At 53.0% G+C, this 24,300-nt stretch carries 25 protein-coding genes; 15 read left to right on the top strand and 10 right to left on the bottom strand.

Annotated features, from left to right (window positions below; translation table 11 throughout):
- The first annotated feature begins 32 nt into the window (after positions 1–32).
- From GOV45_RS15775 to GOV45_RS15765, 3 genes are all read left to right on the top strand, one after another.
- Positions 33–1,244: an NAD(P)/FAD-dependent oxidoreductase gene (locus GOV45_RS15775; RefSeq protein ID WP_170479528.1), complete on the top strand. Its 1,212-nt coding sequence runs from the start codon at positions 33–35 to the stop codon at positions 1,242–1,244.
- The gene (gene rsmD, locus GOV45_RS15770; protein ID WP_170479527.1) at positions 1,241–1,801 is read left to right on the top strand and encodes a 16S rRNA (guanine(966)-N(2))-methyltransferase RsmD; all 561 of its coding nucleotides are present in this window, start codon (positions 1,241–1,243) and stop codon (positions 1,799–1,801) included. The genes GOV45_RS15775 and rsmD overlap by 4 nt, the downstream gene beginning before the upstream one ends.
- An 88-nt stretch (positions 1,802–1,889) precedes the next feature.
- Positions 1,890–2,525 carry an HAD family hydrolase gene (locus GOV45_RS15765; RefSeq protein WP_170479525.1) on the top strand — a complete coding sequence of 212 codons (636 nt, stop codon included), beginning with the start codon at positions 1,890–1,892 and terminating at the stop codon, positions 2,523–2,525.
- Positions 2,526–2,716: 191 nt separating this feature from the next.
- Here GOV45_RS15765 and map read toward each other — a convergent pair whose 3' ends face one another.
- Positions 2,717–3,529 (bottom strand): type I methionyl aminopeptidase, encoded by an 813-nt coding sequence (gene map, locus GOV45_RS15760; RefSeq protein WP_170479524.1) that lies wholly within the window; start codon positions 3,527–3,529, stop codon positions 2,717–2,719.
- 167 nt (positions 3,530–3,696) lie between these two features.
- The gene (gene sfsA, locus GOV45_RS15755; RefSeq protein WP_170479522.1) at positions 3,697–4,425 is read right to left on the bottom strand and encodes a DNA/RNA nuclease SfsA; all 729 of its coding nucleotides are present in this window, start codon (positions 4,423–4,425) and stop codon (positions 3,697–3,699) included.
- A 50-nt stretch (positions 4,426–4,475) separates the two neighbouring features.
- On the opposite strand from sfsA, the gene GOV45_RS15750 reads away from it, so the two are divergent.
- The 5 genes from GOV45_RS15750 to GOV45_RS15730 are packed head-to-tail and all read left to right on the top strand — an operon-like array spanning position 4,476 to position 8,149.
- The gene (locus tag GOV45_RS15750; RefSeq protein ID WP_170479520.1) at positions 4,476–5,198 is read left to right on the top strand and encodes a competence/damage-inducible protein A; all 723 of its coding nucleotides are present in this window, start codon (positions 4,476–4,478) and stop codon (positions 5,196–5,198) included.
- Positions 5,199–5,248: 50 nt separating this feature from the next.
- A complete protein-coding gene (locus GOV45_RS15745) occupies positions 5,249–5,908 on the top strand; it encodes a GNAT family N-acetyltransferase (RefSeq protein WP_437436528.1) in 660 nt (219 codons plus the stop codon).
- Between the two features lie 6 nt (positions 5,909–5,914).
- Positions 5,915–6,487 carry a peroxidase-related enzyme gene (locus GOV45_RS15740; RefSeq protein ID WP_170479516.1) on the top strand — a complete coding sequence of 191 codons (573 nt, stop codon included), beginning with the start codon at positions 5,915–5,917 and terminating at the stop codon, positions 6,485–6,487.
- Positions 6,484–7,386, top strand: a complete 903-nt coding sequence (locus tag GOV45_RS15735; protein ID WP_170479514.1) for an OmpA family protein — start codon at positions 6,484–6,486, stop codon at positions 7,384–7,386. The genes GOV45_RS15740 and GOV45_RS15735 overlap by 4 nt, the downstream gene beginning before the upstream one ends.
- Before the next feature lie 52 nt (positions 7,387–7,438).
- Entirely contained in the window at positions 7,439–8,149 is a 711-nt protein-coding gene (locus GOV45_RS15730; protein WP_170479512.1) for an SDR family NAD(P)-dependent oxidoreductase, read from the top strand.
- Positions 8,150–8,160: 11 nt separating this feature from the next.
- Here the strand turns inward: GOV45_RS15730 and GOV45_RS15725 are convergent, their stop codons facing one another.
- Positions 8,161–9,123, bottom strand: a complete 963-nt coding sequence (locus tag GOV45_RS15725) for a sodium-dependent bicarbonate transport family permease (protein WP_170479510.1) — start codon at positions 9,121–9,123, stop codon at positions 8,161–8,163.
- 95 nt (positions 9,124–9,218) lie between these two features.
- On the opposite strand from GOV45_RS15725, the gene GOV45_RS15720 reads away from it, so the two are divergent.
- A complete protein-coding gene (locus tag GOV45_RS15720) occupies positions 9,219–10,136 on the top strand; it encodes a hydrogen peroxide-inducible genes activator (protein ID WP_170479508.1) in 918 nt (305 codons plus the stop codon).
- A gap of 50 nt (positions 10,137–10,186) precedes the next feature.
- Here the strand turns inward: GOV45_RS15720 and GOV45_RS15715 are convergent, their stop codons facing one another.
- Positions 10,187–11,092: a LysR family transcriptional regulator gene (locus tag GOV45_RS15715; protein WP_170479506.1), complete on the bottom strand. Its 906-nt coding sequence runs from the start codon at positions 11,090–11,092 to the stop codon at positions 10,187–10,189.
- A 229-nt stretch (positions 11,093–11,321) separates the two neighbouring features.
- On the opposite strand from GOV45_RS15715, the gene GOV45_RS15710 reads away from it, so the two are divergent.
- Complete coding sequence (locus GOV45_RS15710) at positions 11,322–11,762, top strand: DUF4399 domain-containing protein (RefSeq protein ID WP_170479504.1); 441 nt, start codon at positions 11,322–11,324, stop codon at positions 11,760–11,762.
- A gap of 261 nt (positions 11,763–12,023) precedes the next feature.
- Here the strand turns inward: GOV45_RS15710 and GOV45_RS15705 are convergent, their stop codons facing one another.
- The gene (locus GOV45_RS15705) at positions 12,024–14,051 is read right to left on the bottom strand and encodes an NADPH-dependent 2,4-dienoyl-CoA reductase (RefSeq protein WP_170479502.1); all 2,028 of its coding nucleotides are present in this window, start codon (positions 14,049–14,051) and stop codon (positions 12,024–12,026) included.
- Positions 14,052–14,184: 133 nt separating this feature from the next.
- Here GOV45_RS15705 and GOV45_RS15700 point away from each other — a divergent pair, with 133 nt between their 5' ends.
- Positions 14,185–14,670, top strand: a complete 486-nt coding sequence (locus GOV45_RS15700; RefSeq protein ID WP_170479501.1) for an RNA pyrophosphohydrolase — start codon at positions 14,185–14,187, stop codon at positions 14,668–14,670.
- Positions 14,671–14,891: 221 nt separating this feature from the next.
- On the opposite strand, the gene GOV45_RS15695 is transcribed toward GOV45_RS15700, so the two are convergent.
- Positions 14,892–15,881 (bottom strand): adenosine kinase, encoded by a 990-nt coding sequence (locus GOV45_RS15695; protein ID WP_170479499.1) that lies wholly within the window; start codon positions 15,879–15,881, stop codon positions 14,892–14,894.
- Positions 15,878–16,522 carry an endonuclease III gene (gene nth, locus GOV45_RS15690; protein WP_170479497.1) on the bottom strand — a complete coding sequence of 215 codons (645 nt, stop codon included), beginning with the start codon at positions 16,520–16,522 and terminating at the stop codon, positions 15,878–15,880. The genes GOV45_RS15695 and nth overlap by 4 nt, the downstream gene beginning before the upstream one ends.
- Before the next feature lie 116 nt (positions 16,523–16,638).
- Here nth and GOV45_RS15685 point away from each other — a divergent pair, with 116 nt between their 5' ends.
- On the top strand, positions 16,639–17,490 hold the full coding sequence (locus GOV45_RS15685) for a methylated-DNA--[protein]-cysteine S-methyltransferase (RefSeq protein ID WP_170479495.1): 852 nt from the start codon (positions 16,639–16,641) through the stop codon (positions 17,488–17,490).
- Between the two features lie 177 nt (positions 17,491–17,667).
- Positions 17,668–18,102, top strand: coding sequence for a glyoxalase superfamily protein (locus GOV45_RS15680; protein WP_170479493.1), 435 nt, complete (start codon positions 17,668–17,670; stop codon positions 18,100–18,102).
- A 49-nt stretch (positions 18,103–18,151) separates the two neighbouring features.
- Here GOV45_RS15680 and GOV45_RS15675 read toward each other — a convergent pair whose 3' ends face one another.
- Positions 18,152–19,591, bottom strand: coding sequence for an aldehyde dehydrogenase family protein (locus tag GOV45_RS15675; protein ID WP_170479491.1), 1,440 nt, complete (start codon positions 19,589–19,591; stop codon positions 18,152–18,154).
- A gap of 212 nt (positions 19,592–19,803) precedes the next feature.
- Between GOV45_RS15675 and GOV45_RS15670 the strand changes: the two genes are divergently transcribed.
- On the top strand, positions 19,804–20,454 hold the full coding sequence (locus GOV45_RS15670) for a peroxiredoxin (RefSeq protein ID WP_170479489.1): 651 nt from the start codon (positions 19,804–19,806) through the stop codon (positions 20,452–20,454).
- A 300-nt stretch (positions 20,455–20,754) separates the two neighbouring features.
- Positions 20,755–21,390 carry a DUF1326 domain-containing protein gene (locus GOV45_RS15665; RefSeq protein ID WP_170479487.1) on the top strand — a complete coding sequence of 212 codons (636 nt, stop codon included), beginning with the start codon at positions 20,755–20,757 and terminating at the stop codon, positions 21,388–21,390.
- A 10-nt stretch (positions 21,391–21,400) separates the two neighbouring features.
- On the opposite strand, the gene GOV45_RS15660 is transcribed toward GOV45_RS15665, so the two are convergent.
- Together GOV45_RS15660 and pnp are read right to left on the bottom strand one after the other, a co-directional pair.
- On the bottom strand, positions 21,401–21,790 hold the full coding sequence (locus GOV45_RS15660) for a nuclear transport factor 2 family protein (protein WP_170479486.1): 390 nt from the start codon (positions 21,788–21,790) through the stop codon (positions 21,401–21,403).
- A 92-nt stretch (positions 21,791–21,882) separates the two neighbouring features.
- Entirely contained in the window at positions 21,883–24,033 is a 2,151-nt protein-coding gene (gene pnp / locus GOV45_RS15655) for a polyribonucleotide nucleotidyltransferase (protein WP_170479484.1), read from the bottom strand.
- Between the last annotated feature and the right edge of the window lie 267 nt (positions 24,034–24,300).

Below are 24,300 nucleotides of genomic sequence, written 5' to 3'. Positions count from 1 at the left end.
TGACCACGTGAATTCGACAGGGTGAGAGAAACATGAGCCATATTGTCGTGATTGGCGCCGGACAGGCGGGATCGTCCCTTGTTGCGCGGCTGCGCAAAGACGGGTTTGAAGGCGATATCACGCTGATCGGGGCTGAACCGCATTTGCCTTATCAGCGCCCTCCGTTGTCCAAGGCGTATCTATTGGGTGAAATGGAACTAGAGCGCCTGTTTTTGCGGCCTGAAAGTTTTTACTCGGAGAACGATATCACACTGAGATTGGGTGAGCGTGTTGCTGAAATAGATCCAGAGGCAAAAACTGTTACTTTGGGCAATGAGGTGATCCCATACGACCAATTGGCACTGACCACTGGATCCGACCCGCGCCGTTTGCCAGCATCGATTGGTGGTAATCTCAAGGGAGTTCATGTTGTTCGCGATTTAACTCACGTTGATGAAATGGCGCCTTGGTTAGAGGAAGGTGCCCGTGCGCTGATTGTGGGCGGAGGGTATATTGGACTTGAAGCCGCAGCCGTATGTGCAAAACGCGGGGTCAAAGTAACACTCGTTGAAATGGCCGACCGAATCCTGCAGCGGGTCGCTGCATCCGAGACCAGCGATTTTTTCAGAACACTGCATACCGAATATGGGGCAGATATACGCGAAGGTGTCGGTTTGGACAGGTTGGTTGGTGAAAACGGAAAAGTAATAGGTGCGGTGCTGACGGACGGGGTTGAGCTTCAGATCGACTTTGTGGTTGTTGGCGTGGGCATACAACCGGCGACCCAGCTGGCTGAAATGGCAGGTCTTGATCTGGAAAATGGTATTAAAACAGACGCCTATGGGCGAACTTCAGACTCTTCGATCTGGGCGGCGGGCGATTGTGCGTCATTCCCCTACAAGGGTCAGCGGATCCGGCTGGAAAGCGTACCCAACGCAATAGACCAGGCTGAGGTTGTTGCGCAAAATATGCTTGGCGCTGCCATAGAGTACATGGCGACGCCTTGGTTTTGGTCGGATCAATATGACGTTAAGTTGCAAATTGCAGGTCTCAATTCTGGATATGATCGTGTGATAACACGCAAGGGCGACGGGCAAACCGTGTCCTTTTGGTACTACAAGGGCGACCAACTGATTGCAGTTGACGCCATGAATGATCCCCGGGCCTATATGGTCGGCAAGCGTTTGATCGAGGCAGGAAAAACGGCAGATGCGGCCATTGTGTCTGATCCCGACGCGGATTTGAAACCGCTGCTTAAAGCGTGAGGATCATCGCTGGAGAATTCCGGGGCCGCACCTTGGCCTCGGTCGGAAAGGGCGACGCGGGGGCGCATTTGCGTCCGACGACAGACAGAGTGCGCGAAAGCCTTTTTAACTTGCTGTCTCATCAAATCGATTTTGATGGGTTGCGGGTTTTGGATATGTTTGCGGGCACGGGGGCATTGGGCCTAGAAGCGCTGTCTCGCGGGGCAGCCCATGTCACGTTCGTCGAAGATGGGCGGGTAGCACAGGGTATTATTCGTAAGAATATAGACCTGACCAACAGTCATGATCGCACCGATCTGATCCGCCGAGATGCTACTCGGCTGGGCGAAAACGCAAGTGCCGCTTATGACTTGATTTTCCTCGACCCACCCTATGGAAAAGCCTTGGGCCAAAAGGCCATCAACGCAGCTGTCCCCGGTGGCTGGATTGCAAACGACGCGTTGCTGGTTTGGGAAGAAGGAGCCCCTATGACAGCGCCGCAGGGATTCACATTGTATGACACCCGAGAATACGGCGATACCCATATCGCGTTGATGTGGCGCGATGTTTTGGACTGAACCAGGTTGTGCCGTCCGCCTCGGATGGGCAGATTGAAGTTGAACGGCGCTCAGCTTAAGGGTCAATGCCCAATACACGGAGTTTTTGATGCACGACCTTGTTATCTTCGACTGCGACGGCGTTCTGGTCGATAGCGAACCCTTGTCTAATCAAGTGCTGGTTAAAAACCTTTCCCGGCACGGTCTGGATCTTACGATCGAAGACAGCTTGGCCCTTTTCCTTGGCGGTACGATGGCTGGGGTCCACGTCAAGGCGCGTGAGCTGGGTGCAGACCTGCCTGATGATTGGGTCGACCAGGTTTATGCGGAAATATACGACGGTCTTCGCGGTGGCGTTTCACTGATGCCTGGCATTCCAGACCTTCTTGAAACGCTTGATGAAAACGGTATTCCATTTTGCGTTGCGTCAAATGGTAGCCCAGACAAGATGAAGATTACGCTAGGCCAAAACGGTATGTGGGAGCGGTTCAGCGAGGTGATGTTTTCTGCTCACGTTTTGGGAACTGCAAAACCCGACCCAGAAATGTTTCAGACAGCTGCGGAACGATTTGGTGCATCCAACCCCGTGGTCATCGAAGACAGCGCTAGCGGAGTAACAGCAGCAAAGCGCGCTGATATGCGATGTCTGGCCTACGTCCCTTCTGGCGATGGGGAACGACTGGCCGAATTAGGGGCTGAGGTGTTTGTTGATATGACCGACGTGCCAACGCTTTTGGGAATCTAATCCAGCCGTGCTAAGCTTTGGGTCATGGAACGTGCTTTGACCTCACCCATATAGACGCTTGCAAATGACGCAGAGGTCACAACAGGGCCCAAGACAAAACCAGCGCGCGCACCTTTGTTGATCCACGATGCTGTCACGCCGTGGGGCAACGAAACGCTGTTGTTGAAACTCCTGAGAGATCAGGCCGCCGATCAAGATGAATAAGTCGGATGAAACTTATCGCCGGGTGACAGGGTAAATATTTCGACCCCATCCGCCGTAACGCCAACGGAATGTTCAAACTGAGCTGACAGCGATTTGTCTCGGGTGACAGCCGTCCAGTCGTCGGATAGGGTTTTCGTTTCGGGACGGCCCAGATTGACCATCGGCTCGATCGTAAAAAACATACCCTCTTCCAGAACTGCACCTGTGCCGGGGCGTCCATAGTGCAAAACATTCGGCGGTGCGTGAAATACCCGACCCAGACCGTGCCCACAGAAATCGCGAACGACGCTCATTCGATGTGCTTCTACATAGGCTTGGATCGCATGGCCAATGTCGCCAAAGGTTTTGCCAGGTTTTACAGTCTCGATCCCCTTGAATAGCGCATCATGAGTCACTTGAATCAAGCGTTCCGCTTTGCGCGGCAACTTACCCGCCACATACATTCGGGATGTGTCGCCATACCAGCCGTCCACTATAACTGTGACGTCGATGTTTAGGATATCGCCGTCTTTTAGTTTTTTGTCGCCGGGAATACCGTGACACACTACGTGGTTCACACTGATACAACTTGCGTGCTGATAGCCTTTGTATCCAATAGTCGCCGATTCCGCTCCGGCATCCTCGACCATTTTTGTAATCAGGCGGTCGATTTCGCCGGTGGTTTGGCCCACAAAAACATGGTCGGCGATATCATCAAGTATACGCGCCGCCAGAGCGCCAGCCGCGTGCATTCCGGCAAAATCGGCCGGTTCGTAAATACGAATACCATCCTTGGTCAGGCGGCCACGATGCTCTTTCATCGACGGTATGCTCCAAATGTTTTGCGCAGCATTCCTTCTACGCTGCTTGTGCAGAAAGTTCCAGAGGGTGTGGAGTATGAATTCCGATGTATGAGATAGGGCTTTATAGATAGAAAAACAGGACTTGGAATGGATCAAATGCGCGCAGCCCAGCTGATTCTTCGCTGTTACCCACTGGGTTCGTTTCCGATACCAACCATCTGGATATCCGCTGATGTCACCCATATCCCTTTGGGCGAAATCCGCGTTCCGTATATCAGCCGCTCTACGCCTTTTTGCCGCGCGGCTCCGAACGCAGCGGCATAATCCGGGTCAATATCCGCCGCCAACGTAAAGCGATCGCAATCGGTGCGCTGCACCAGGTAAAGCATAATGGCGTGGTAACCTTTGGCTGTGATGGCGGCCAGCTCCTCCAAATGTTTTGTGCCTCTTGCAGTAACGCTATCTGGGAACTCAGCCAGACCAGTTTGGCGCGAAAGAGTTACGCTTTTGACTTCGACATAAGCATCGGGCAGGCCCGGCCCACTTAGCAGAAAGTCGATACGGCTGTTTTCGCCATACCTGACTTCGGGCCGAACAGTTTCGTAGTTGGCGAGTTCAGATATTTCTTTTGCTTCCAACGCCGCTCGCAAGGCCTTGTTTGGTACAGATGTGTCGACCCCGGTAAAGTCGCCGTTTTCATGATCGACCAGTCGCCAACCGTATTTCAGCTTTTTCTTTGGATCATTGTTCGGTTCTAGCCAAATTTTTTCACCGGGATTGGCCAGGCCCATCATCGAACCGGGATTTGCGCAATGAGCTGTAACTTCGCGCCCGTCTTCAAGCCTGCAATCGGCTAAAAAACGTTTGTATCGGCGGATCAGGCGGGCGGGAACAAGGGGGGTTTCAAATTGCATGCTCGAAGGCCTATATCTGCGCAAGCGTCCGATCAAGGGGAGAGCGCGAAATGACCAATCCAACCGCAGCGATGTTGGTCATCGGGGATGAGATTCTTTCTGGCCGCACCCGTGATGCAAATATGCATTATCTGGCCGGCGAGTTAACCAAGCTGGGTATCGACTTGAAAGAGGTTCGGATCGTTAGCGATGATGCGCCGGCAATCGAAGCTGCGGTTCTGGCCCTTTCCAATGTATATGACAACGTTTTTACCAGCGGTGGAATCGGACCCACCCATGACGACATTACTGCTGATTGTATTGCTCGCGCTTTGGGTGCGGATATTGATATTCGCGATGACGCTCGCGCCCTGTTGCAGTCGCACTACGAAAATTCCGGGTTGGAATTGAACGCAGCTAGGTTGCGCATGGCGCGCATTCCTGACGGCGCAAAACTGATCGATAACCCGGTTTCAACTGCACCAGGGTTCAGCTTGGGCAACGTGCATGTGATGGCAGGGATACCGGCGGTTTTTCAGGCTATGGTTGCCAGCGTGCTACCCACTTTGACAGGGGGGGCACCTTTGCTGTCCCAAACTCTTCGTGTTGAGCGTGGAGAAGGCGATATTGCCGCAAAGCTGTCATTGCTGGCAGAGGATTTCAGTGACCTGTCAATCGGGTGCTATCCATTTCAACACAAAGGTGTTTTTGGCGCAAACGTCGTCGTGCGCGGCACTGAAGGCGGGCGCATCGATGCCGCAATGACTCGGCTCGCCAAGGAACTGGAACTTTGAGCGCTAACTGGCCCGACGTCGTCGATGGCACTTGGCCCGCGGCAAGCTACATGAAGGTCGGACCCTTTAAATTGCGCGAAGGTCGCGGAGGCGGTTCCAGGGTGTCTGCAGCCAACCTTGTTGGCGAGGTTGAGGCAGGTGGCATTGACGCTGCTGAAAATGCGATGTTAACGATGGGACAGAAGCTTATTTTTTGCTTGCATCCCGGCGACGAAATGCTGGATGCGAGATTAGAACAGCGCGGTTACCGCGTTCTTGATCCTGTCAATATTTATTCATGCAAAATCAACAATTTGATGGATTCCCCGGTTCCCCGCGTTACAGTGTTTTCGATTTGGGAACCGCTGGCGATAATGCGTGAGATTTGGGCCCAGGGCGGAATTGGCCCGGAGAGGTTGGCCGTTATGGATCGGGTGTCAGGCCCAAAGACAGGTTTGTTGATGCGCCAGAGTGATCAACCCGCGGGAACCGGTTTTGTCGCTGTTCACGAACGTATCGCCATGGTTCACGCGCTTGAAATCCTGCCACAACATCGGCGTCAAGGTTTGGGGCAATGGGCCATGCGCGCCGCTGCCTTTTGGGCATCGGACAACAAAGCCGATACTCTCAGCGTGATTTGCACAAAAAGCAATTTAGGGGCCAATAGTCTCTATCAATCCCTCGGAATGCAAATCGTGGGAGAGTATCATTACCGCGTCAAAGGAGACTGATCTGTCGTGACTGAACTCACCAAAGCCACCGCGCTGAACTTGCCGATGGTCGATCCGCTGCCGCCGGAGACTCAGAAATATTTTGATATCTGTATTGAAAAACTGGGTATGGTGCCGAATGTGCTTAAGGCTTACGCGTTCGACATCGAAAAGCTCAATGCGTTCACTGCAATGTACAACGACCTGATGTTGGCTGACAGCGGATTGTCGAAATTGGAGCGTGAAATGATTGCAGTGGTCGTTTCGTCGATAAATAAGTGTTTCTACTGTCTAGTTGCTCATGGTGCGGCGGTGCGACAGCTCTCGGGCGACCCACAGTTGGGCGAAATGTTGATTATGAATTACCGGGTGGCTGTATTGGATGATCGGCAGCGTGCCATGCTTGATTTCGCTGCAAAAATGACAATGAGCAGCGCCGAAATCGAAGAAGGTGATCGCCAGAATTTACGCGACTCGGGCTTTACCGACCGAGATATTTGGGACATTGCAAATGTTGCAGGCTTTTTTAATATGACCAATCGCGTGGCAAGCGCAACGGGTATGACCCCGAACCCTGAGTACCACGCGCAACATCGATGATCCGAGTACTGAGTTTCCTTGCAATCCTCTTGGCCACAAATGCCAATGCGCAGGATCTGGCGATGCCGACTTCCGCTCGTCAGATCAGCGAAAGGATCAGTCCTTTGGACAGCTACGACCTTCCAACCGGGGCTTTCGCCAATGGAATAGTGCCTGCGCGCACAGTGGAAGGACGGGTCGAGCGGACGACATGGAGGGTGCAATCAGGCTCTAGCACAACGCTGCAAATATTGTCCCCTCTGCGCGACCAACTGGCGGCGCAGGGATTTGATATTATTTTCGAGTGTGACTCTCGCAATTGTGGTGGATTTGATTTTCGGTTTGGCACCGAGGTGGTGCCCACACCAGACATGTACGTTGCCATCCATGATTTCCGATTTCTATCTGCTACCCGTGGAAGCGACGTGCTGAGCTTGTTGGTTAGCCGAAATCCTCCGGATGGGTTCGTTCAGCTAATTCGCGTCGCGCCGGTCGAGGCCTCTAGCCCGCCGCCGCTTGTGATCGAAGAAGCCGTGGATGGAACGCTTGGGATATTACAGGTTCTGCAGCGCGACGGGCACGTAATCCTGGACGATCTGCATTTTTCAACGGGCGAGGTTGCGCTGGGCGATGGTCCTTTTTCTTCCTTGCGTCTGCTTGCAGCGTTTTTGAATGAAAATCCCAGAGTTAAGCTGGCTTTGGTTGGGCACACGGACGATACAGGTGATCTTCAGGCAAACGTAGCTGTCAGCACCAAACGGGCGCAGGCGGTAAGAAACCGATTAATAGAAACACATGGTGTCGCGGCAGACCGTATTCAGGCCGAAGGCGTTGGATACCTTTCACCTATAACATCGAATTCTACGTCCGAAGGGCGGTATACAAACCGGAGAGTTGAAGCAGTATTGCTGGTCAACTGAATTGCCCGTATAGCGAGATGAAAGAACCTAATTTCAGCCTCAGGAAGAAAACATGTCGAACATGAACGAGCTATCTCAGGCCTTGATCGTGGGTGCAGGAGCCGGGCTATCCGCATCGTTCGCACGCGCATTGTCAAAAGCGGGGTACAGTTTGCATCTAACGGCACGCGATGTCTCGGACCTAAAAGATCTTTCTGCGGAAACCGGAGCGGAGTTGCACAGCTTGGATGGAACTGACGCAGCTGGCATGGCTTCATTGATTGCTGATCTGCCTGGGAACTTGCGGATAGCCTGTTACAACCCATCGGCCCGTGTTCGTGGGCCTATCACGGATTTTGACCCGGAAGACGTGCGAAAATCTGTCGAAGTGACGGCGTATGGCGCTTTCTTAATAGGGCAAGCGGCCGCGCGGCGTATGCTGATGCAAGAAGCGCAGGATGACAGACGCGGGACGATCCTGTTCACTGGTGCTTCCGCTGGGGTGAAGGGGTATCCTCTTTCAGCTCCTTTCGCGATGGGAAAATTTGCTCAACGTGGCTTGGCGCAATCCATGGCCAGAGAATTGCACCCCAAAGGAATACATGTCGCTTGGGTCAATGTTGACGGAACCATTCGAAATCCGGATGTCCATGGGAATAGCGACGATCAAGGCAGTCTATTGCATCCAGACGCTATTGCGCAGGAATATATGAACCTGGTCCGACAACACCGTTCAGCATGGAGCAATGAGGTTACGATCAGGCCCTGGGTCGAAACCTTTTGACGGATGACCTGCTAGGTTACCCACCATAGGTACAGCGGCAATCCGATCGTTATATTGAAGGGGAAAGAAACACCCAAAGAGAGGGTCAAATAAATTCCTGCCTCTGCCTTGGGCAAGGCAATCTTCATGGCTGCGGGCACCGCTATATAGGATGCTGATGCAGAGAGAACCATGAAAAGAAACAGACTTCCTTGAGGCAATCCGATCAACGCGCCTACGGCCCATGCCATGAATGCGCCTAATAAGGGCATGACCAAACCAAAGGCGAAAAGACCGATCGATAACTTATCGCGGTTGCGGATCAGGCTGCGTCCCGCAGAAAGCCCCATGTCCAGCAGGAACAGGCACAATATGCCAGTGAATGGCGTAACGATGAAAGGCGCAATCATTTGCATTCCCTTGCCACCGGTGATCGCGCCAATCAGAAATGACCCTGTTAAAAGAACAATGGATCCATTGGCCAGCAAATCACGCCAAAGTCCTGCATCGCGGAGGCCACTGTTACTTGACTTGTGCGCGAGCCACAGAGCCGAAAGGATTGCTGGCACCTCCATCGCAGCAGCCACAGCGACCATGAAACCGTCGTAACGTAACCCGACCAGATCAAGAAGGCTAACGGCAGTTACAAATGTCACGATCGAGATAGATCCATAGTGGCCTGCCACTGCGGCTGCGTTCAGCGCGTCCAATCGAGTCATTATTCTTAGCAATCCGAATGCAACAAAAGGAATGGCAAACGACAGGGCAACACCACCCAATAGCGTAAGGAATAAATCCCAATGGATACCATGTTCAGCAAGACTGCTACCGCCTTTGAAACCTATGGCCAACAGCAGATAAAGTGACATAAACTTGGCTGCGCCTGTCGGTATCGACAAATCGCTGCGGGCGAAAGCAGCAAGCAAACCCAGAGCAAAAAACAGTATGGTTGGCACCAGTAGATTGCTGGAAAGCGTGTCTATTACACCTGGCATTTGCGGCTCCTAACATTGGTTGACGCTAGATGCCTTGCGAATTTCAATTAGCAAAATATTATCTTATTAACTTTTAATTAGTTTGAAACTATGAAATGCGCCCAACACTTCGTCAACTGGAATATATTGTGACGGTCAGTCGCCTTGGCCGGTTCAGTCAGGCGGCTGAAGTTTTAAACGTCAGCCAGCCCAGCCTTTCGGCCCAAATTGCCACCGTCGAACAAGAGCTGGGTATCCGGATTTTTGAACGCAGCCGTGGCGGTGTTCAAACCACAGCCAAGGGTGAGGATTTCATAGAACGCGCGCAGAAAATTCTGGTCGACGTTCAAGATCTAAGGCATGCAATGGTCAGCGACGCTCCTGTCGGTGGGCGTTTGCGCCTGGGTGTTTTACCGTCGATCGGACCGTATTTACTGCCCCAAGTTATCAAGGAAGTACATCATGCTCGTCCCGGATTACGTGTCGTGGTTCGCGAGGAAAACACACGCGACCTTGAACATGGATTAAAGTCGGGGAGGTTTGACCTCATTATCTCGACCCCTGAAGACCATCCCAACACTGTTCAGGAACGCCTTTTTAACGAACCTCTTTGGATAGCGACTGCAGTGGATGATCCGTTGGCACGGGACCTTCAAGGCGTGGGTGCAGAGGATTTGCAAAATAGAATTTTCCTGACTCTAGACCAAAGCCACCGACTATCGCGCATCGTTTTCGCCTTGGCGGCAGAGTGCGGAGGTGTCGTTTCTGATGAATACGAAGGCACTACCCTAGACTCCATTGTCCTTATGGCCGCCTCGGGAATTGGCGTTGCAGTGCTTCCTGATCTCTACGCACGTCGGCAGGGAATTTACCGTGATGAAGTTCGCTTGCGACCTTTAAAAGTTACCAACGCCAATCGTGATATTGCAATGCTTACACGCAGTACCGAAAGTCCTTTGCCGGGTCAAAGGGTTCTGACTCAGAGTTTGCGGTCTGTTGCGCGGGGAATGGGAATGTCCATTCTCGGAGATTAAAAAAAACCCGCGCCGTGAAGCGCGGGTTGGAAGTTGCCGTAGGGAGAATTTTACCAGTCCATCGGTCCTTTTTCTGAAAAGGAATCGACGAGAAAATCGATAAACGCACGCACTTTCGGTTGTGTGAAACGGCCAGGAGGATACACCGCAAATATACCTTGCACCTCGTCCGGCAGTGACGGCATCGCATCCACAACTTCGCCAGTTTTCAGGGCATCTGCATATAAATAGCTGGGCAGATACGCGATCCCAAGCCCCGAGATCGCGGCATTCAAAAGCGATTGACCGTCGTTTACGCTCAACCAACCAGCGGTACGTACCTGACGCTTTTCACCTGAGGGAGCTGTCAATTTCCAGACATTGCCCGAGGATTGGCTGGAGTAATGCAGAAGTTTGTGTTCATTCAGGTCGTCGATCTTCTGTGGATGTCCGAAATCCTCGATATATTTCGGAGCAGCGACCATACGCTTAACTGTTTCAGTTAATTTACGGGCGCGTAATGTGCTGTCTTCCAACTCGCCAATACGTACCGCGACATCGAATCCTTCAGAAATCAGTTCAACATAGCGGTTGTTCAACACCATGTTCACAGTAATGTCGGGATAGGCAGAAAGGAACTCGGACAGCACCGGCGACAAGTGGTTCACACCGAAATCTGTTGCCACACTGATGCGCAGTAGCCCTGACGGATCAGACTGCATTGAGGTAACAAGCGCGTCCGCCTCACCGGCGTCATTCAGTACGCGCCGCGCGCGGTCATAATAGGCCAATCCGATTTCGGTTGGTGAAACACGACGTGTAGTCCTGTTCAGCAACCGGGCACCCAATCTCGCTTCAAGGCTCGATACGTGCTTGGATACAGCCGATTTGGAGATTCCCATTTTCTTAGCAGCGTCGGTGAAACCACCTTGGTCCACTACATTGGAAAATGCCTCCATTTCGGTTAGTCGGTCCATTCTCGTTCCCCAAGTGTTCTGTTCGTTGTCCCAATATTGCGATCAATCTGGGCGAGAACTTGGCAGACATGGGATAATATCAGGGTTTTGAAAAGGATCGTTTGCGCTTAGGAAACGGCGAAAGTGGCAGGCCGATAACTCCTCGCCTCGCATAATATCTGAAGAATTCAAGCAGTTCGTATAATCGTGCTAGTATGAGAGTGGCTTTTTTGTGACCGAGGAGAAGAAGATGAAAACAATAACTTTGTCATTCGCACTGATCCTGTCGCCTCTAATTGGATGGGCTGGCGGCGAAACACCGTCCAACCCGGATGCGAAGGTCTATTTCGTCAATTTGTCCGACGGTGATACCGTTCAATCACCAGTAACTGTGGTCTTTGGTCTCAGTGGTATGGGTGTTGCACCAGCGGGAACCGAAGCCGAAAACACGGGTCATCACCATCTTCTTGTGGATCGCCCACCTCTTGGGCAGGGTGAAGACGGTGCGGATGAACTGGCGTATGGACTGCCCTCGGACGACAATCATATGCACTTTGGTGGCGGGCAAACTCAGGTGACGCTTGATCTTCCTTCTGGGGTGCACACCTTGCAACTGGTATTGGGCGACGCAGGACATGTGCCGCATTCTCCGCCAGTCGTTTCGGATGTGATAACAATAAACGTCGAATGATTGCTCATGCCGATCAATGGCTGTTACACTTTGAGGGTTAGGCAAATCACAAGGCAGTCACGACAGCATGCAAGCCGCCGCGTGAAATAGTGATTGCCGCCCAAACTACCTCGTTTCTAGGGGCAATGGCCGCGAAGAGAGCTTAGTCGGCAACGCGCTGCGCCGTAGGCGTGAAATCATCACTTCGATGGACCCCAATCAGAGCACGAGCCTGCGATTTTCATCAGTATTAAGGAAAGCACAGAAAACCCTGCCGCCGGATCACAGCGTCGCAGCCAGCCGCGTACCTTGATTGATTGCCCTCTTTGCATCCAGCTCAGCGGCGACGTCAGCTCCGCCAATGATGTGCGGTGTAATGCCCAATTCGATTAGTTCATCTGCAAGAGTACGGTCCGAGACTTGGCCTGCGCATAGAACAATAGTATCCGCAGCGATTAACGTCGGGTCTGTGCGTTCTTCACCAAAACTGACATGCAAACCATCATCGTCGATACGTTCATAGTTCACACCACCGACAAAATTCACGTTTTTCATTTTCAGTGCCGTTCGGTGAATCCAGCCGGTTGTCTTTCCCAGACCTTTGCCGTGGGCCTGCTTCTTACGTTGCAGTAAAGTTACTTGCCTCGCGGGTGCTTCGGGTTGAGGCCCTTCAGGAGCTAGTCCTGAACGATGTTCCGCGGGATCAGTGACACCCCATTCTTTCATCCAAAGCGGCAGGTCGGTGGTTGGGCTGTGACCGTCATCCAGCAGGAACTCGGACACATCGAACCCAATACCGCCTGCGCCTATTACAGCGACCGTGTCACCAACCGGGGCTTTTTCGCGTAAAACGTCTATATAGCTAAGGACACTCTCGTGCTCCTGCCCGGGAATCTTCGGGTCACGCGGGATGACGCCCGTCGCAATGATTACCTCGTCGAAACTGGTCAGGTCACCTGCGTTTACTACACGATTCAATTCGACCTTTATCCCAAGATCGGCAATCATAGTTCGATACCAGTCCACTAGGCCCCAGAACTCTTCTTTCCCCGGAATCTGTTTGGCCAAATTCAGCTGACCACCAATTTCCGCGGCCCGATCAAAGAGTGTCACGTTGTGCCCCCGTTGAGCGGCTGTCATCGCTGTGGAAAGTCCAGCTGGTCCCGCCCCTACAACGGCAATATTCTTTTTGGCGTCAGCCGCCCCGATAACCAGTTCCGTTTCATGACAGGCAAGTGGATTGACCAGACAAGACGTCAGTTTTCCGCTGAACGTGTGATCCAGGCAAGCTTGATTGCACGCTATACAAGGCGCGATTTTGGCTGCTTGGCCCGTCATCGCCTTTGTCACAAAGTCAGCATCTGCAAGCATGGGCCGCGCCAAAGACACCATGTCGGCACAACCGGTCGCCAAGACTTCTTCTGCAACCTCGGGTGTGTTGATACGGTTTGAAGTGATTACTGGAATCGATACCTTGCCCATCAGCTTTTTTGTCACCCATGCGAACGCCGCACGCGGTACGCTGGTGGCGATTGTGGGTATTCTCGCCTCATGCCAACCGATCCCAGTATTGATGATCGTAGCCCCGGCCTTTTCGACCTCTTGCGCCAATTGCACCACTTCGTCATGGGTCGAGCCGTTTGGTACCAGGTCTATCATCGACAAGCGGTATATTATGATGAAGTCGGTGCCTACGGCCTTTCGGGTGCGACGCACGACTTCAATCGGCAAACGCATCCGGTTCTCGTAAGAGCCGCCCCAACGGTCAGTGCGTTTGTTGGTATGCGTCACAATGAATTGGTTGAGGAAATACCCCTCGGACCCCATTATTTCGACCCCATCATAGCCCGCTTGCTGCGCCAGAACGGCCGCGTTCACGATGTCGCTGATCTGTTTTTCGATACCGTCTTCGTCCAATTCGTTTGGCGGAAACGGAGAGATTGGAGATTTAACCGGGCTGGGCGCCACGCATTTTGGTCCGTAGGCATATCGCCCGGCATGCAGAATTTGCATGGCGATCTTACCGCCCGCCTGATGTACCCGATCCGTTACAATGGCGTGATTGATAACATCCTTTTCGGTTGTCATCATTGCCGCACCTGGCAGCACTGATCCTTCCAAATTTGGGCCGATCCCTCCGGTCACCATCAACGCAACACCGCCACGAGCGCGTGAGGCATAAAATTCCGCGACCCGGTTCCAGTCGCCGGTTTCCTCCAGCCCAGTATGCATCGAGCCCATAAGAACCCTGTTCTTTAATGTGGTAAATCCCAGATCCAGCGGGGCCAACATATTTGGGTACGCAGTCATGGCGAAACTCTCCCTGATTCAGACCGGACAATCGCCCTGTCCGGCGCTGGTGTCACGCGAAACCTGACGTCACCCCCTTTGCTGCGGTTCTGTCGCTTGTTAGACGTTGGACAAACACAAGATGAGGCCGCGCATGACACGGGATGAAATCGCCAAACTTCCGTATCGTCCCTGCGTGGGACTGATGATGATGAATGCCGACCGCAAGATTTTTGTCGGCCAGCGAAATGATCGCCACAAAGACGCCTGGCAAATGCCTCAGGGCGGCGTGGACAAGGGAGAAGACCCACGTGAAGCAGCCTTGCGAGAGTTGTGGGAAGAAACCGGTGTGACTTCGGATCTGGTTGAGATCATCGCCGAGACAGACGGTTGGCTGCCCTATGATTTGCCGCATGATATAGTTCCAAAAATCTGGAAGGGGCGTTTTCGTGGGCAGGAGCAAAAATGGTTCCTTTTGCGTTTCTTGGGCCGAGATACGCAGATCGAAATCGAAACTGAACACCCAGAGTTCACCAGCTGGAAGTGGCAGGACCCTGAACGGTTGATTGAAGAAATCGTGCCTTTCAAACGAGACGTTTACAGGCAGGTTATAGCTGAATTTGATACGCATCTCAGATAATTTTGCCCAAGCATTTTCCGGATATCACAAGACGAGTGCAACACATTTAGCCTTGCCAATGTGTCCACTTGCTTCATGCCTGAGCTATTACTGCTGTAGCGCTGCCGATAGGTTGTGTAGCAATGCGCGAAACCACAACCGAAAAACTCAGTAAATAATTCAGCGCAGGCACCGCCAGAAACGGTGAGCAAAATACACTTACCGGTCTGCGAAGGTCCAGCTTAGAGCAACTCCTCGGCTCGCAAAAGTTCCAGCATGTTTGCCTCGGGTCGCGGGCCGATATGGCTGATGACTTCACGGGCGCAGACATTGCCAATTCGTGCGCAGGTTTCGTAATCGCGGCCGGTCGCCATTCCGAACAGGAAGCCCGCCGCAAACTGATCACCTGCACCTGTCGCGTCAACTGGCACGATCTTTTCAACGGGCACATCAACTCGCTTGCCTTCGTTCAGAACAGTTACACCATCGCCCGAGCGGGTACAGACGACAAGCGGGCATATCTGCGCGGTTTTAACTAAGGCCTCTTCCAAGTTTTCGGTTTCGAAGAGCGATTTGATCTCGGCCTCGTTACCTATGACAAAATCCAGTTCGTTCTCGATCAACAACAAAAAATCTACACGGTGGCGTTCCACGCAAAACGGGTCGGAAATAGCAATCCCGGTCTTGCCGCCACCTTTATGGCAATCGCGGGCTGCCTCAAGAAAGGCCGCCTTACCCTTTTCCTTATCGAACAAGTACCCTTCAAGGAACATGATCTGGCTATTGCCTGCGACCTCGACCGAGACATCTGCCGAAGAAAGCTCGGACGAAATTCCCAGGTAAGTGTTCATTGACCTCTCGCCATCCGGCGAAACAAAAATCATCGAACGAGAGGTCGGAAGCTCCCCACCCGGAACAGGTGGATTAACAAAATCGACGCCATCCTCGTTCATTGCTCGGGCATAGAACCGACCTAAGGCGTCATCATGTACGCGTCCGATAAAAGCCGCATCCAGCCCCAACGCGCCAGCACCGGCAATTGTATTCGCAACCGAGCCACCCGGTGTTTGTACGCGGCTTTCCATTGCTGCGTACAACACCTCGCCCCGATCACGTTCGATCAGTTGCATGATGCCTTTTTCAATTCCCATGAGTTCCAGGAAGTTGTCATCGGCCTGGGAAATCACGTCAACAACGGCATTTCCAATGCCGACAAGCTGGTAAGTTTTCATAAGGTTTTATCCTCAAAATCGCAAAGATCACGGATGATGCACGTTTGGCATTGTGGTTTTCGAGCTTTGCAGTGATAGCGGCCATGCAGGATCAGCCAATGATGTGCATGTAGCTGGAAATCGGTCGGTATATTGTCCTCGATTGCGCGCTCGACTGCTTCGACTGTCTTACCCGGGCAGATTCCGGTCCGATTGCCGACGCGAAAGATGTGGGTGTCCACAGCTTGAGCCGGATATCGCCACCACATGTTCAACACTACATTGGCAGTCTTCCGGCCAACGCCGGGTAAAGATTGCAGCGCTGCGCGAGAGTTCGGGACTTCGCCGCCATAGTCTTCGACCAAAATGCGGCTGAGCTTGATGACATTCTTGGCCTTTTGTCGAAACAAACCGACGGTTTTGATATGTTCAATCAAACCTTCTTCGCCCAGGTCCAACATTTTTTGTGGTGTATCGACAATTTGGAAAAGTCCCCGAGTGGCCTTGTTCACACCGGCGTCAGTTGCCTGCGCCGACAACGCCACCGCAACAACAAGAGTGTAGACGTTTACGTGATCCAACTCACCCTTAGGTTCAGGGTCGGCGTCGTGAAAACGCTCAAAGATCTCGCGGATCCGATGATATCCGAGTTGCTTGGTCATTCGGGCATTAATGACGTCCCTGAAGGGTTGATACAAGCATTAAGGTTTGCGCAACTTCCGGGTCGCGAACATAGAGCCGACAGGCTATGTTTTACCCAGTCAGAAAGGTAAGGCCCATGAACGTCCAGAACCCCGAAAGCGGCTATCACTATAACGTAATGCGACGCGCGATTGATTTAATCGATCAAGGTGGCGAGACACTGAGCCTGGAAGAGCTGGCCAACGAAATGGACATGAGCCCAGCTCATTTCCAACGGCTGTTTTCGCGCTGGACGGGTGTTTCGCCCAAGCGATATCAGCAATATTTAACCCTTGGTCACGCCAAAGCGTTATTGCGCGAACGTTTCACCACACTGGAAACCGCTCACAACGTCGGCCTGTCCGGTAGTGGGCGTTTGCACGATTTGTTTTTAAAATGGGAATCCATGAGCCCCGGCGAATACGCCAGAAACGGCGCGGGCCTGTCCATTTATTGGGGTTGGTTCGATAGTCCGTTTGGACCTGCTTTGGTTATGGGCACTGACAAAGGAATCTGCGGCATAGCTTTTGGCGCTGAAACTGGAGAAGAAGACGCGATGGCTGATATGCTGTCCCGTTGGCCATTGGCCGACTTTGTCGAGGACCCGATGCGCCTGCGCCCTTGGGTGTTAAGCGCATTCGGTGCGGCCAGCGACCGGCTTGAACCGACACCGCTCTATCTGATCGGCTCACCACTGCAGATTAAGGTTTGGGAGGCTTTGATGCACATTCCCTCTGGTCAGGTGACCACCTATTCCGAGATCGCACAGCGCGTTGGATCACCACAGGCGGTACGCGCGGTGGGCACAGCTGTTGGACGAAATCCGGTCAGTTGGCTGATCCCTTGTCACCGTGCGTTGCGCAAATCGGGTGGATTGGGGGGCTATCACTGGGGCTTGCCCGTAAAGCGGGCGATGTTGGCATATGAAGCCGCGCAGGCCGATGCCTGATTGACAGTAAGGCGATCCAATGCCAAATGGGGCAGCAGGTTCGGGTCCCCTGCCGCTCACGGCCTATGGCTTTGGTGAAACCCGACAAGCTGAACATCTGTTGTCTTTTCACGGCACGCGGATGGTAATGTGAGCCCCGTCCTGATTTCGTGCCCTCTATAGGAAAAGAGGCAGATGATGACGTCATCCAAGACGGCTCCTCAGATTGAGGAGCTCAAGACACAGGCCAAACGCTTGCGAGAGAAATTGCGAAGCGCCGGGGTCTCTCTCTCACATAGCGCGGCGCTGGAGATGCTAGCCCATCAACACGGTGCACGCGACTGGAATACGTTGGTTGCAAAGGTCGAAAACCGAATGCAATTTGGTGTAGGTGATCGGGTTGAAGGTCAGTACTTGGGGCAACCGTTCACGGCTGAAATTCGCGGCATTACCATGCTTGGCGACGGAAGCAGTCGCAGAATAACTCTACAATTCGACCAACCAGTCGATGTGGTTCGGTTTGACAGTTTTTCGTCACTACGACAGCGCGTAACCGGGAGTATCGGTTGGGACGGTCGGTCCCACCGGCGCACTTCAGACGGAAAGCCTCAGTTGTTGGTACGGCCAATCTGAGATAAGGCGAGGCATCAAAAATGCCTCGCCCGATCCCTGTGTTCAAAAGCTACTCTGCTGCCCAGCCGCCCACAGCTTTGACTTCCAAAAAGTCTTCCAGGCCCCAGACGCCACCTTCGCGCCCATTGCCCGACTGTTTCATACCTCCAAAAGGTGAACCAGCACTGCGCAATTGGCCGTTCATCTCTACCATCCCTGACCGCAACGCCCGCGCCATACGGTTTGCGCGTGCGCCGTCCTGTGTCTGGACATAGTTCGTCAGGCCGTAGGGTGTATCATTGGCTATTTCGATAGCCTCCTCTTCAGTTTCGAAAGGGATCATTGTAAGAACGGGGCCGAAAATTTCCTCGCGCGCGATGGTCATCTGATTGTTGGCGTCGGCAAAGACAGTGGGTCGCACATAGTAGCCCTTATTCAAGCCTTCTGGTCGTCCCGTGCCGCCCGCGACAAGGCGCGCGCCTTCATCAATACCCTTCTGGATCAGGTCCTGAATTTTGTTCCATTGGACCTCGTTAACTACGGGTCCGATATGCCGACCCTCTTCCGCGGCGCTGCCCACGGTGACCTTGTTGGCCACTTCGGCGGCGGTTTCGACCGCTTGATCATAAACCGGACGCTGGACCAGCATTCGACTGGGCGCATTACAGCTTTGACCCGTGTTGTTCATCATGTGCAGAACGCCACGCTTGATTGCCTTTTCATCGGCGTCGGCGAATACCACGTTTGCGCCTTTACCACCTAGTTCCAAATGCACTTTTTTCAGCGTATCTGCCGCGTTCTTGGAAATTGCAGTTCCTGCACGGGTTGAGCCGGTAAAGCTGACCATGTCCACGTCTGGATGCGCCGACAGCTGCGAGCCTACGCCCGCGCCATCGCCGTTGACCAGATTGAATACGCCTGGAGGGAAACCTGCTTCGTCCATCATATCGGCAAAAATCATTGCATTCAAAGGGCTTTGTTCGGATGGCTTCAGCACCATTGTGCACCCCGAAATCGCCGCTGCGCCGACCTTAAGCGTGATTTGATTCATTGGCCAATTCCATGGCGTTATCAGGGCGGCCACGCCGACGGCCTCGTAAATGATCCGGTCATTAGGGGCGTGATTGCCCAATGGACGCTCAAATTCAAATTCTTTGGCGGCGCGAATAAAGTTCTTAAGGTGCCATGTACCCGCTCCCGCTTGCTGCGTGCGAGCCATGTCAATCGGCGCCCCCATCTCAAGCGACATTGCCTGCGCCAAATCTTCAGTTCGGGACTGGTAAATGTCGACCAGCTTTTCAACTAAAGCAATTCGATCCGAGGCCGGGGTGGCCATCCATCCGGTCAGGGCGGCCTTGGCCGCAGCGACGGCTGCATCTGTATCAGCCTGAGAGCCTAAGGATATTGTGGCGCATGGCTCCTCGTTAGAAGGATTAATCACGTGAAAATCGTTTGCTTCCGACGGGGCAACCCACATGCCATCGATGTAAAAATTGCGTCTTTCGATCATGGCGCGTCCTCCTGAACATTTGGCCTCATGGCCAGTTTCCGGGTCACTTTGTCATCGGCCATAGGGTTGGGCAAGTGCATAATTTGATCAAATTATTTTGGAGATTTTTGGCGAAATACGCCCAGAAAATCCTTATGGACGCTTTAACCTCTGGACAAAGTGTTTAGGTTTACGCCATCCGACTCGGATTTTTGCAGGAAAGGAGATGCACCATGGGTTTGCGCATCAACGACACCGTCCCAAATTTTACCGCTGAAACAGATCAGGGCACCATTCAGTTTCACGACTGGATCGGTGACAGCTGGGCTATTCTATTTTCGCACCCCAAGGATTTTACGCCTGTCTGCACCACCGAATTTTCGGCGGTCGCGCAGCTGAACGATGAGTGGGCCGCGCGTAACACCAAAGTAATTGGTGTGTCTGTTGACGGTGTCGAGGACCACAAAAAATGGAAGAAAGATATAGAAGCCTATGGCAACGCCAATCCAGGCTTTCCGATTATTGCAGATGATGGCCTGGCAGTTTCAAAGGCTTTCGACATGCTGCCTGCCGAAGCCTACCTGCCCGATGGCCGCACCCCTGCTGACAGCGCCACTGTGCGTTCTGTCTTTATCATCGGGCCCGACAAGCAATTGAAGTTGTCGATGACTTATCCTATGACCGTGGGCCGAAACTTCGCTGAGATTTTGCGTGCTTTGGACGGCCTACAGATGAGCTCGAAAGGCGTTGCTACACCGGCGAACTGGGTGCCCGGTGAGGATGTAATCATTCCACCTGCCGTGTCTAATGATGAGGCGAAGGAGAAATTCGGCGAGTTCGAAACCATTTTCCCTTACCTACGCAAGACCAAGGCGCCGACCTGATAAGCGCGGCTTTTTTCGATAAAACATCCGCGTGTTTCTATCCAAAATGGAACGCGCGGAATTTGGCGAACCGGGGCTGTTTTCATGGGTTTCTCGGTCCCGAAACCGTTGCGCAGTCAAGTAAGGCTAACGTTGCTTAAAGACTCAATCCACATTTTCGCCTGATGTATCGTATTCTTTGGTGCAGCGGATATAGTTCGAACTGCATGTCAAACCGTGCTAAGGTGCAATCGGCAGACATTTATACAGGCCGCGACTGTCAAACATCGGGATTTCGACCGTGCTTTACAGGAGAAAGCCATGCCAATTACAGACTGGTACATTGAAGGAAATAGTTTTGGTAACTGCAATTGTGGTTATGCCTGCCCATGTCAGTTTGAAGAGTTGCCAACGAACGGACATTGCCGTGGCTTCGAGGTGCTTGAAGTCGCAAAAGGACATTTTGGCGACACGGATCTCAGCGGCGCGAAGGCTGCACTGATATATGCCTGGCCCGGCCCGATTTTTGAAGGCGGCGGAGAAATGCAGGTAATTATTGATCCAAAGGCGACCGAGGCTCAGCGCGGTGCGCTTGAAAAGGTCTTTCATGGTGAGGAAACCGAAGAAATGGCTACTCATTGGTTTGTATTCCGGGCGATGTGCAAGACCATCCACGAAACTCTTTTTTTACCCATTGACTTCAATATCGATATCGAAGGCCGTACGGCCGAAATATCTATTGATGACGTGCTGAAGTCGACGGGGCGACCGATTCAAGCACCGCACGGTGGAGGTGAACACCGAGTGCGCATCGATATCCCGGGCGGCATCGAATTTACAATTGCCGAAGTTGGCAGTGCGTCGACCAAGGCGGATGCGGCCATTAAGTTGGACCTTAACGACAGCTACGGACAATGGCATGTGCTGAAACATGGCCCGTCAGGGGTCGCCCACTAAAAACGGATCGTCAAGCTTCGCCAAAATCTACCAAGACTGGTGCAGTGTCGTAGATGATTTTGACCGACTTAAAGCTGCTGTGGTCATCAGTAAGTTCAAACAGGTCGACGCATTCGATGGTTTCGGGGTGCCCGTTGCGGATGGTTCGCGTGTAGTCGAAATGCACCGCCATCTGAGGGGCGCCCGCAGTGTCCGCAAAGGTATTCTTGTGAACTGTGGACCGGTTGCTCGTGATCTGCATCACGTTGGAATAAAAATCCCGAGCAGCCTGCATTCCGGATATCGGCGAAGTTGCTGTTGCATCGTCGGCGAATAAGCTCAGCATCTTGGAAAGATCGCCGCTTTCGATGGCCTGCAAATATCTCAGCGCAAGGTCATCGATCCGATCTGTATCCGTCATATCCATCTCTCCCTGTGGGCTCGACGGCATTGTAACATAAAGGAAGGCCCCGACATTGCGCCGGGGCCTTTGTTAGTTGAAAGCGGGGCAAATTACTCTGCGCTTTCTTCTTTCTTTTCTTTCTTTTCGGGAACGACCTCTTCGCCGGTTTCCTGATCGACAACCTTCATTGACAGTCGCACCTTACCGCGATCATCAAAGCCCAGAAGCTTGACTTTTACTTCCTGACCTTCCTTCAAAACATCCGACGGATGGTTTAGGCGGCGGTTTTCGATCTGGGACACATGCACCAGACCGTCGCGCTTACCAAAGAAGTTAACGAAGGCACCGAAGTCGACGATTTTGACGACTTTGCCGGTGTAAATCTGACCCTCTTCCGGCTCAGCCACGATCGAGTGGATCATTTCGTAAGCCTTCTTGATCGATTCACCGTCCGGAGACGCAATCTTGATCACACCGTCATCGTTGATATCGACTTTGGCACCCGAAGTTTCCACGATCTCGCGGATAACCTTACCGCCCGACCCGATCACTTCACGGATCTTGTCTGTCGGGATGTTCATGGTCTCGATGCGCGGGGCGTGGACCGAAAATTCGTTGGTCTCGGAAAGGGCCTTGCCCATCTCTCCTAGAATATGCATCCGGCCTTCTTTAGCCTGCGACAGAGCTGTCTCCATGATCTCAGGCGTGATGCCAGCCACTTTGATGTCCATCTGCAGCGACGTGATGCCGTTTTCTGTACCAGCAACTTTGAAGTCCATATCGCCCAGATGGTCTTCGTCACCCAGAATGTCTGTCAAAACCGCGTAAGAGCCATCGTCTTCCAGGATCAGACCCATCGCGACGCCGGCGACCGGAGCCTTTAGCGGAACACCTGCGTCCATCATCGATAGCGAACCGCCGCAAACAGAAGCCATCGAGGATGAGCCATTGGATTCCGTGATCTCTGACACCACGCGAACGGTATAAGGGAAGTCAGTAGGAGCAGGCAGAACCGCCTGCAGTGCACGCCACGCAAGCTTGCCGTGGCCGATTTCACGACGTCCCGGAGGTCCAACGCGACCAGCTTCACCAACCGAATATGGAGGGAAGTTGTAATGCAGCAGGAAGTTGGACTTGAAGTTGCCATGCAGCGCATCGATGAATTGTTCGTCATCGCCTGTACCAAGCGTGGTGACAGCCAGCGCCTGAGTTTCACCGCGGGTAAAAAGTGCGGAACCATGAGTCCGCGGCAACAATGAGGTTTCGACTTCGATTGCACGAACATCAGTGGTCGAGCGACCGTCGATACGCTTTCCGCCTTTCACAACGTCGCCGCGCAGAATGCCCGCTTCCAGCTTCTTCATTGCAGACCCAAGATTTGCGTCTTCCAGCTGTTCTTCGGTCAGAGCCTCTTTGATAGCTTCGCGAGCCGCTGCAACTGCGGCAGTACGCTCTTGCTTGTCGGTGATTGCGAACGCCGCGCGCATCTGCTGCTCACCTGCGGACTGAACGGCCGCGAACAGTTCGGAGTAGTCCGGCGCCTGGAAGTCAAACGGCTCTTTTGCAGCCTCTTCGGCCAGATCAATGATCAGGTCGATTACTGGCTGGATCTGTTCATGCGCAAAGGTAACTGCACCCAACATCTCTGCTTCGGACAGTTCGTACGCTTCGGACTCTACCATCATCACGGCGTTCTTGGTGCCGGCAACAACCAGGTCCAGACGCTGTTCCGGATTCAGGCGCAGATCCTGCATGTCGTCAACCGTTGGATTCAGAACGTATTCTCCGTCAACGAAACCGACACGAGCGCCAGCAATCGGGCCCATGAACGGCGCACCGGAGATGGTCAGGGCAGCCGATGCCGCGATCATCGCAACAATGTCGGGATCATTCACCAAATCGTGGCTAAGCACGGTGCACATGACCAGAACTTCGTTCTTGAAACCGTCTACGAAAAGCGGACGGATTGGACGGTCGATCAGACGCGCCGTCAGTGTCTCTTTTTCGGTCGGGCGCGCTTCACGCTTGAAAAAACCGCCCGGAACCTTGCCCGCGGCATAGTATTTTTCCTGATAATGAACGGTCAGCGGGAAAAAATCCTGACCTGCTTTTTGTTCTTTTGCGAAAGTCACGTTCGCCATGACGCTGGTTTCGCCCAGCGTGGCGATCACGCTGCCGTCGGCTTGGCGGGCAACCTTACCGGTTTCCAGTGTCAGCGTTTCTTCGCCCCACTGAATCGATTTCTTTGTTACATCAAACATATGCGTATCCTAGATGAGAGCACTCCCGCCCCTGCGGGTCTCCCGTTTGCGTGGCGGCCCCATTGCCGCCGACCCCATTTTATCTTCCGTTCGAGTGCCGGGGTCAGGGCACAACGTCTCAGATGGATGGCCCATACAGCAGTTTGATAGCTTTGGAAAGATGCGAGTTTCTTTGAACCGGCTATGCGCGATCAGCCCCGCCCGATAAACAGATACAGGCTGTGCCAGAGAGTGAAGGAAAGAGCGCTTCAAGTTCCAAAACGCCAA

Origin of the sequence: Ruegeria arenilitoris, from assembly GCF_013035425.1 — a bacterium.
Classification (GTDB): domain Bacteria; phylum Pseudomonadota; class Alphaproteobacteria; order Rhodobacterales; family Rhodobacteraceae; genus Ruegeria; species Ruegeria arenilitoris_A.
This window is presented reverse-complemented; position numbering and strand designations above follow the sequence as displayed.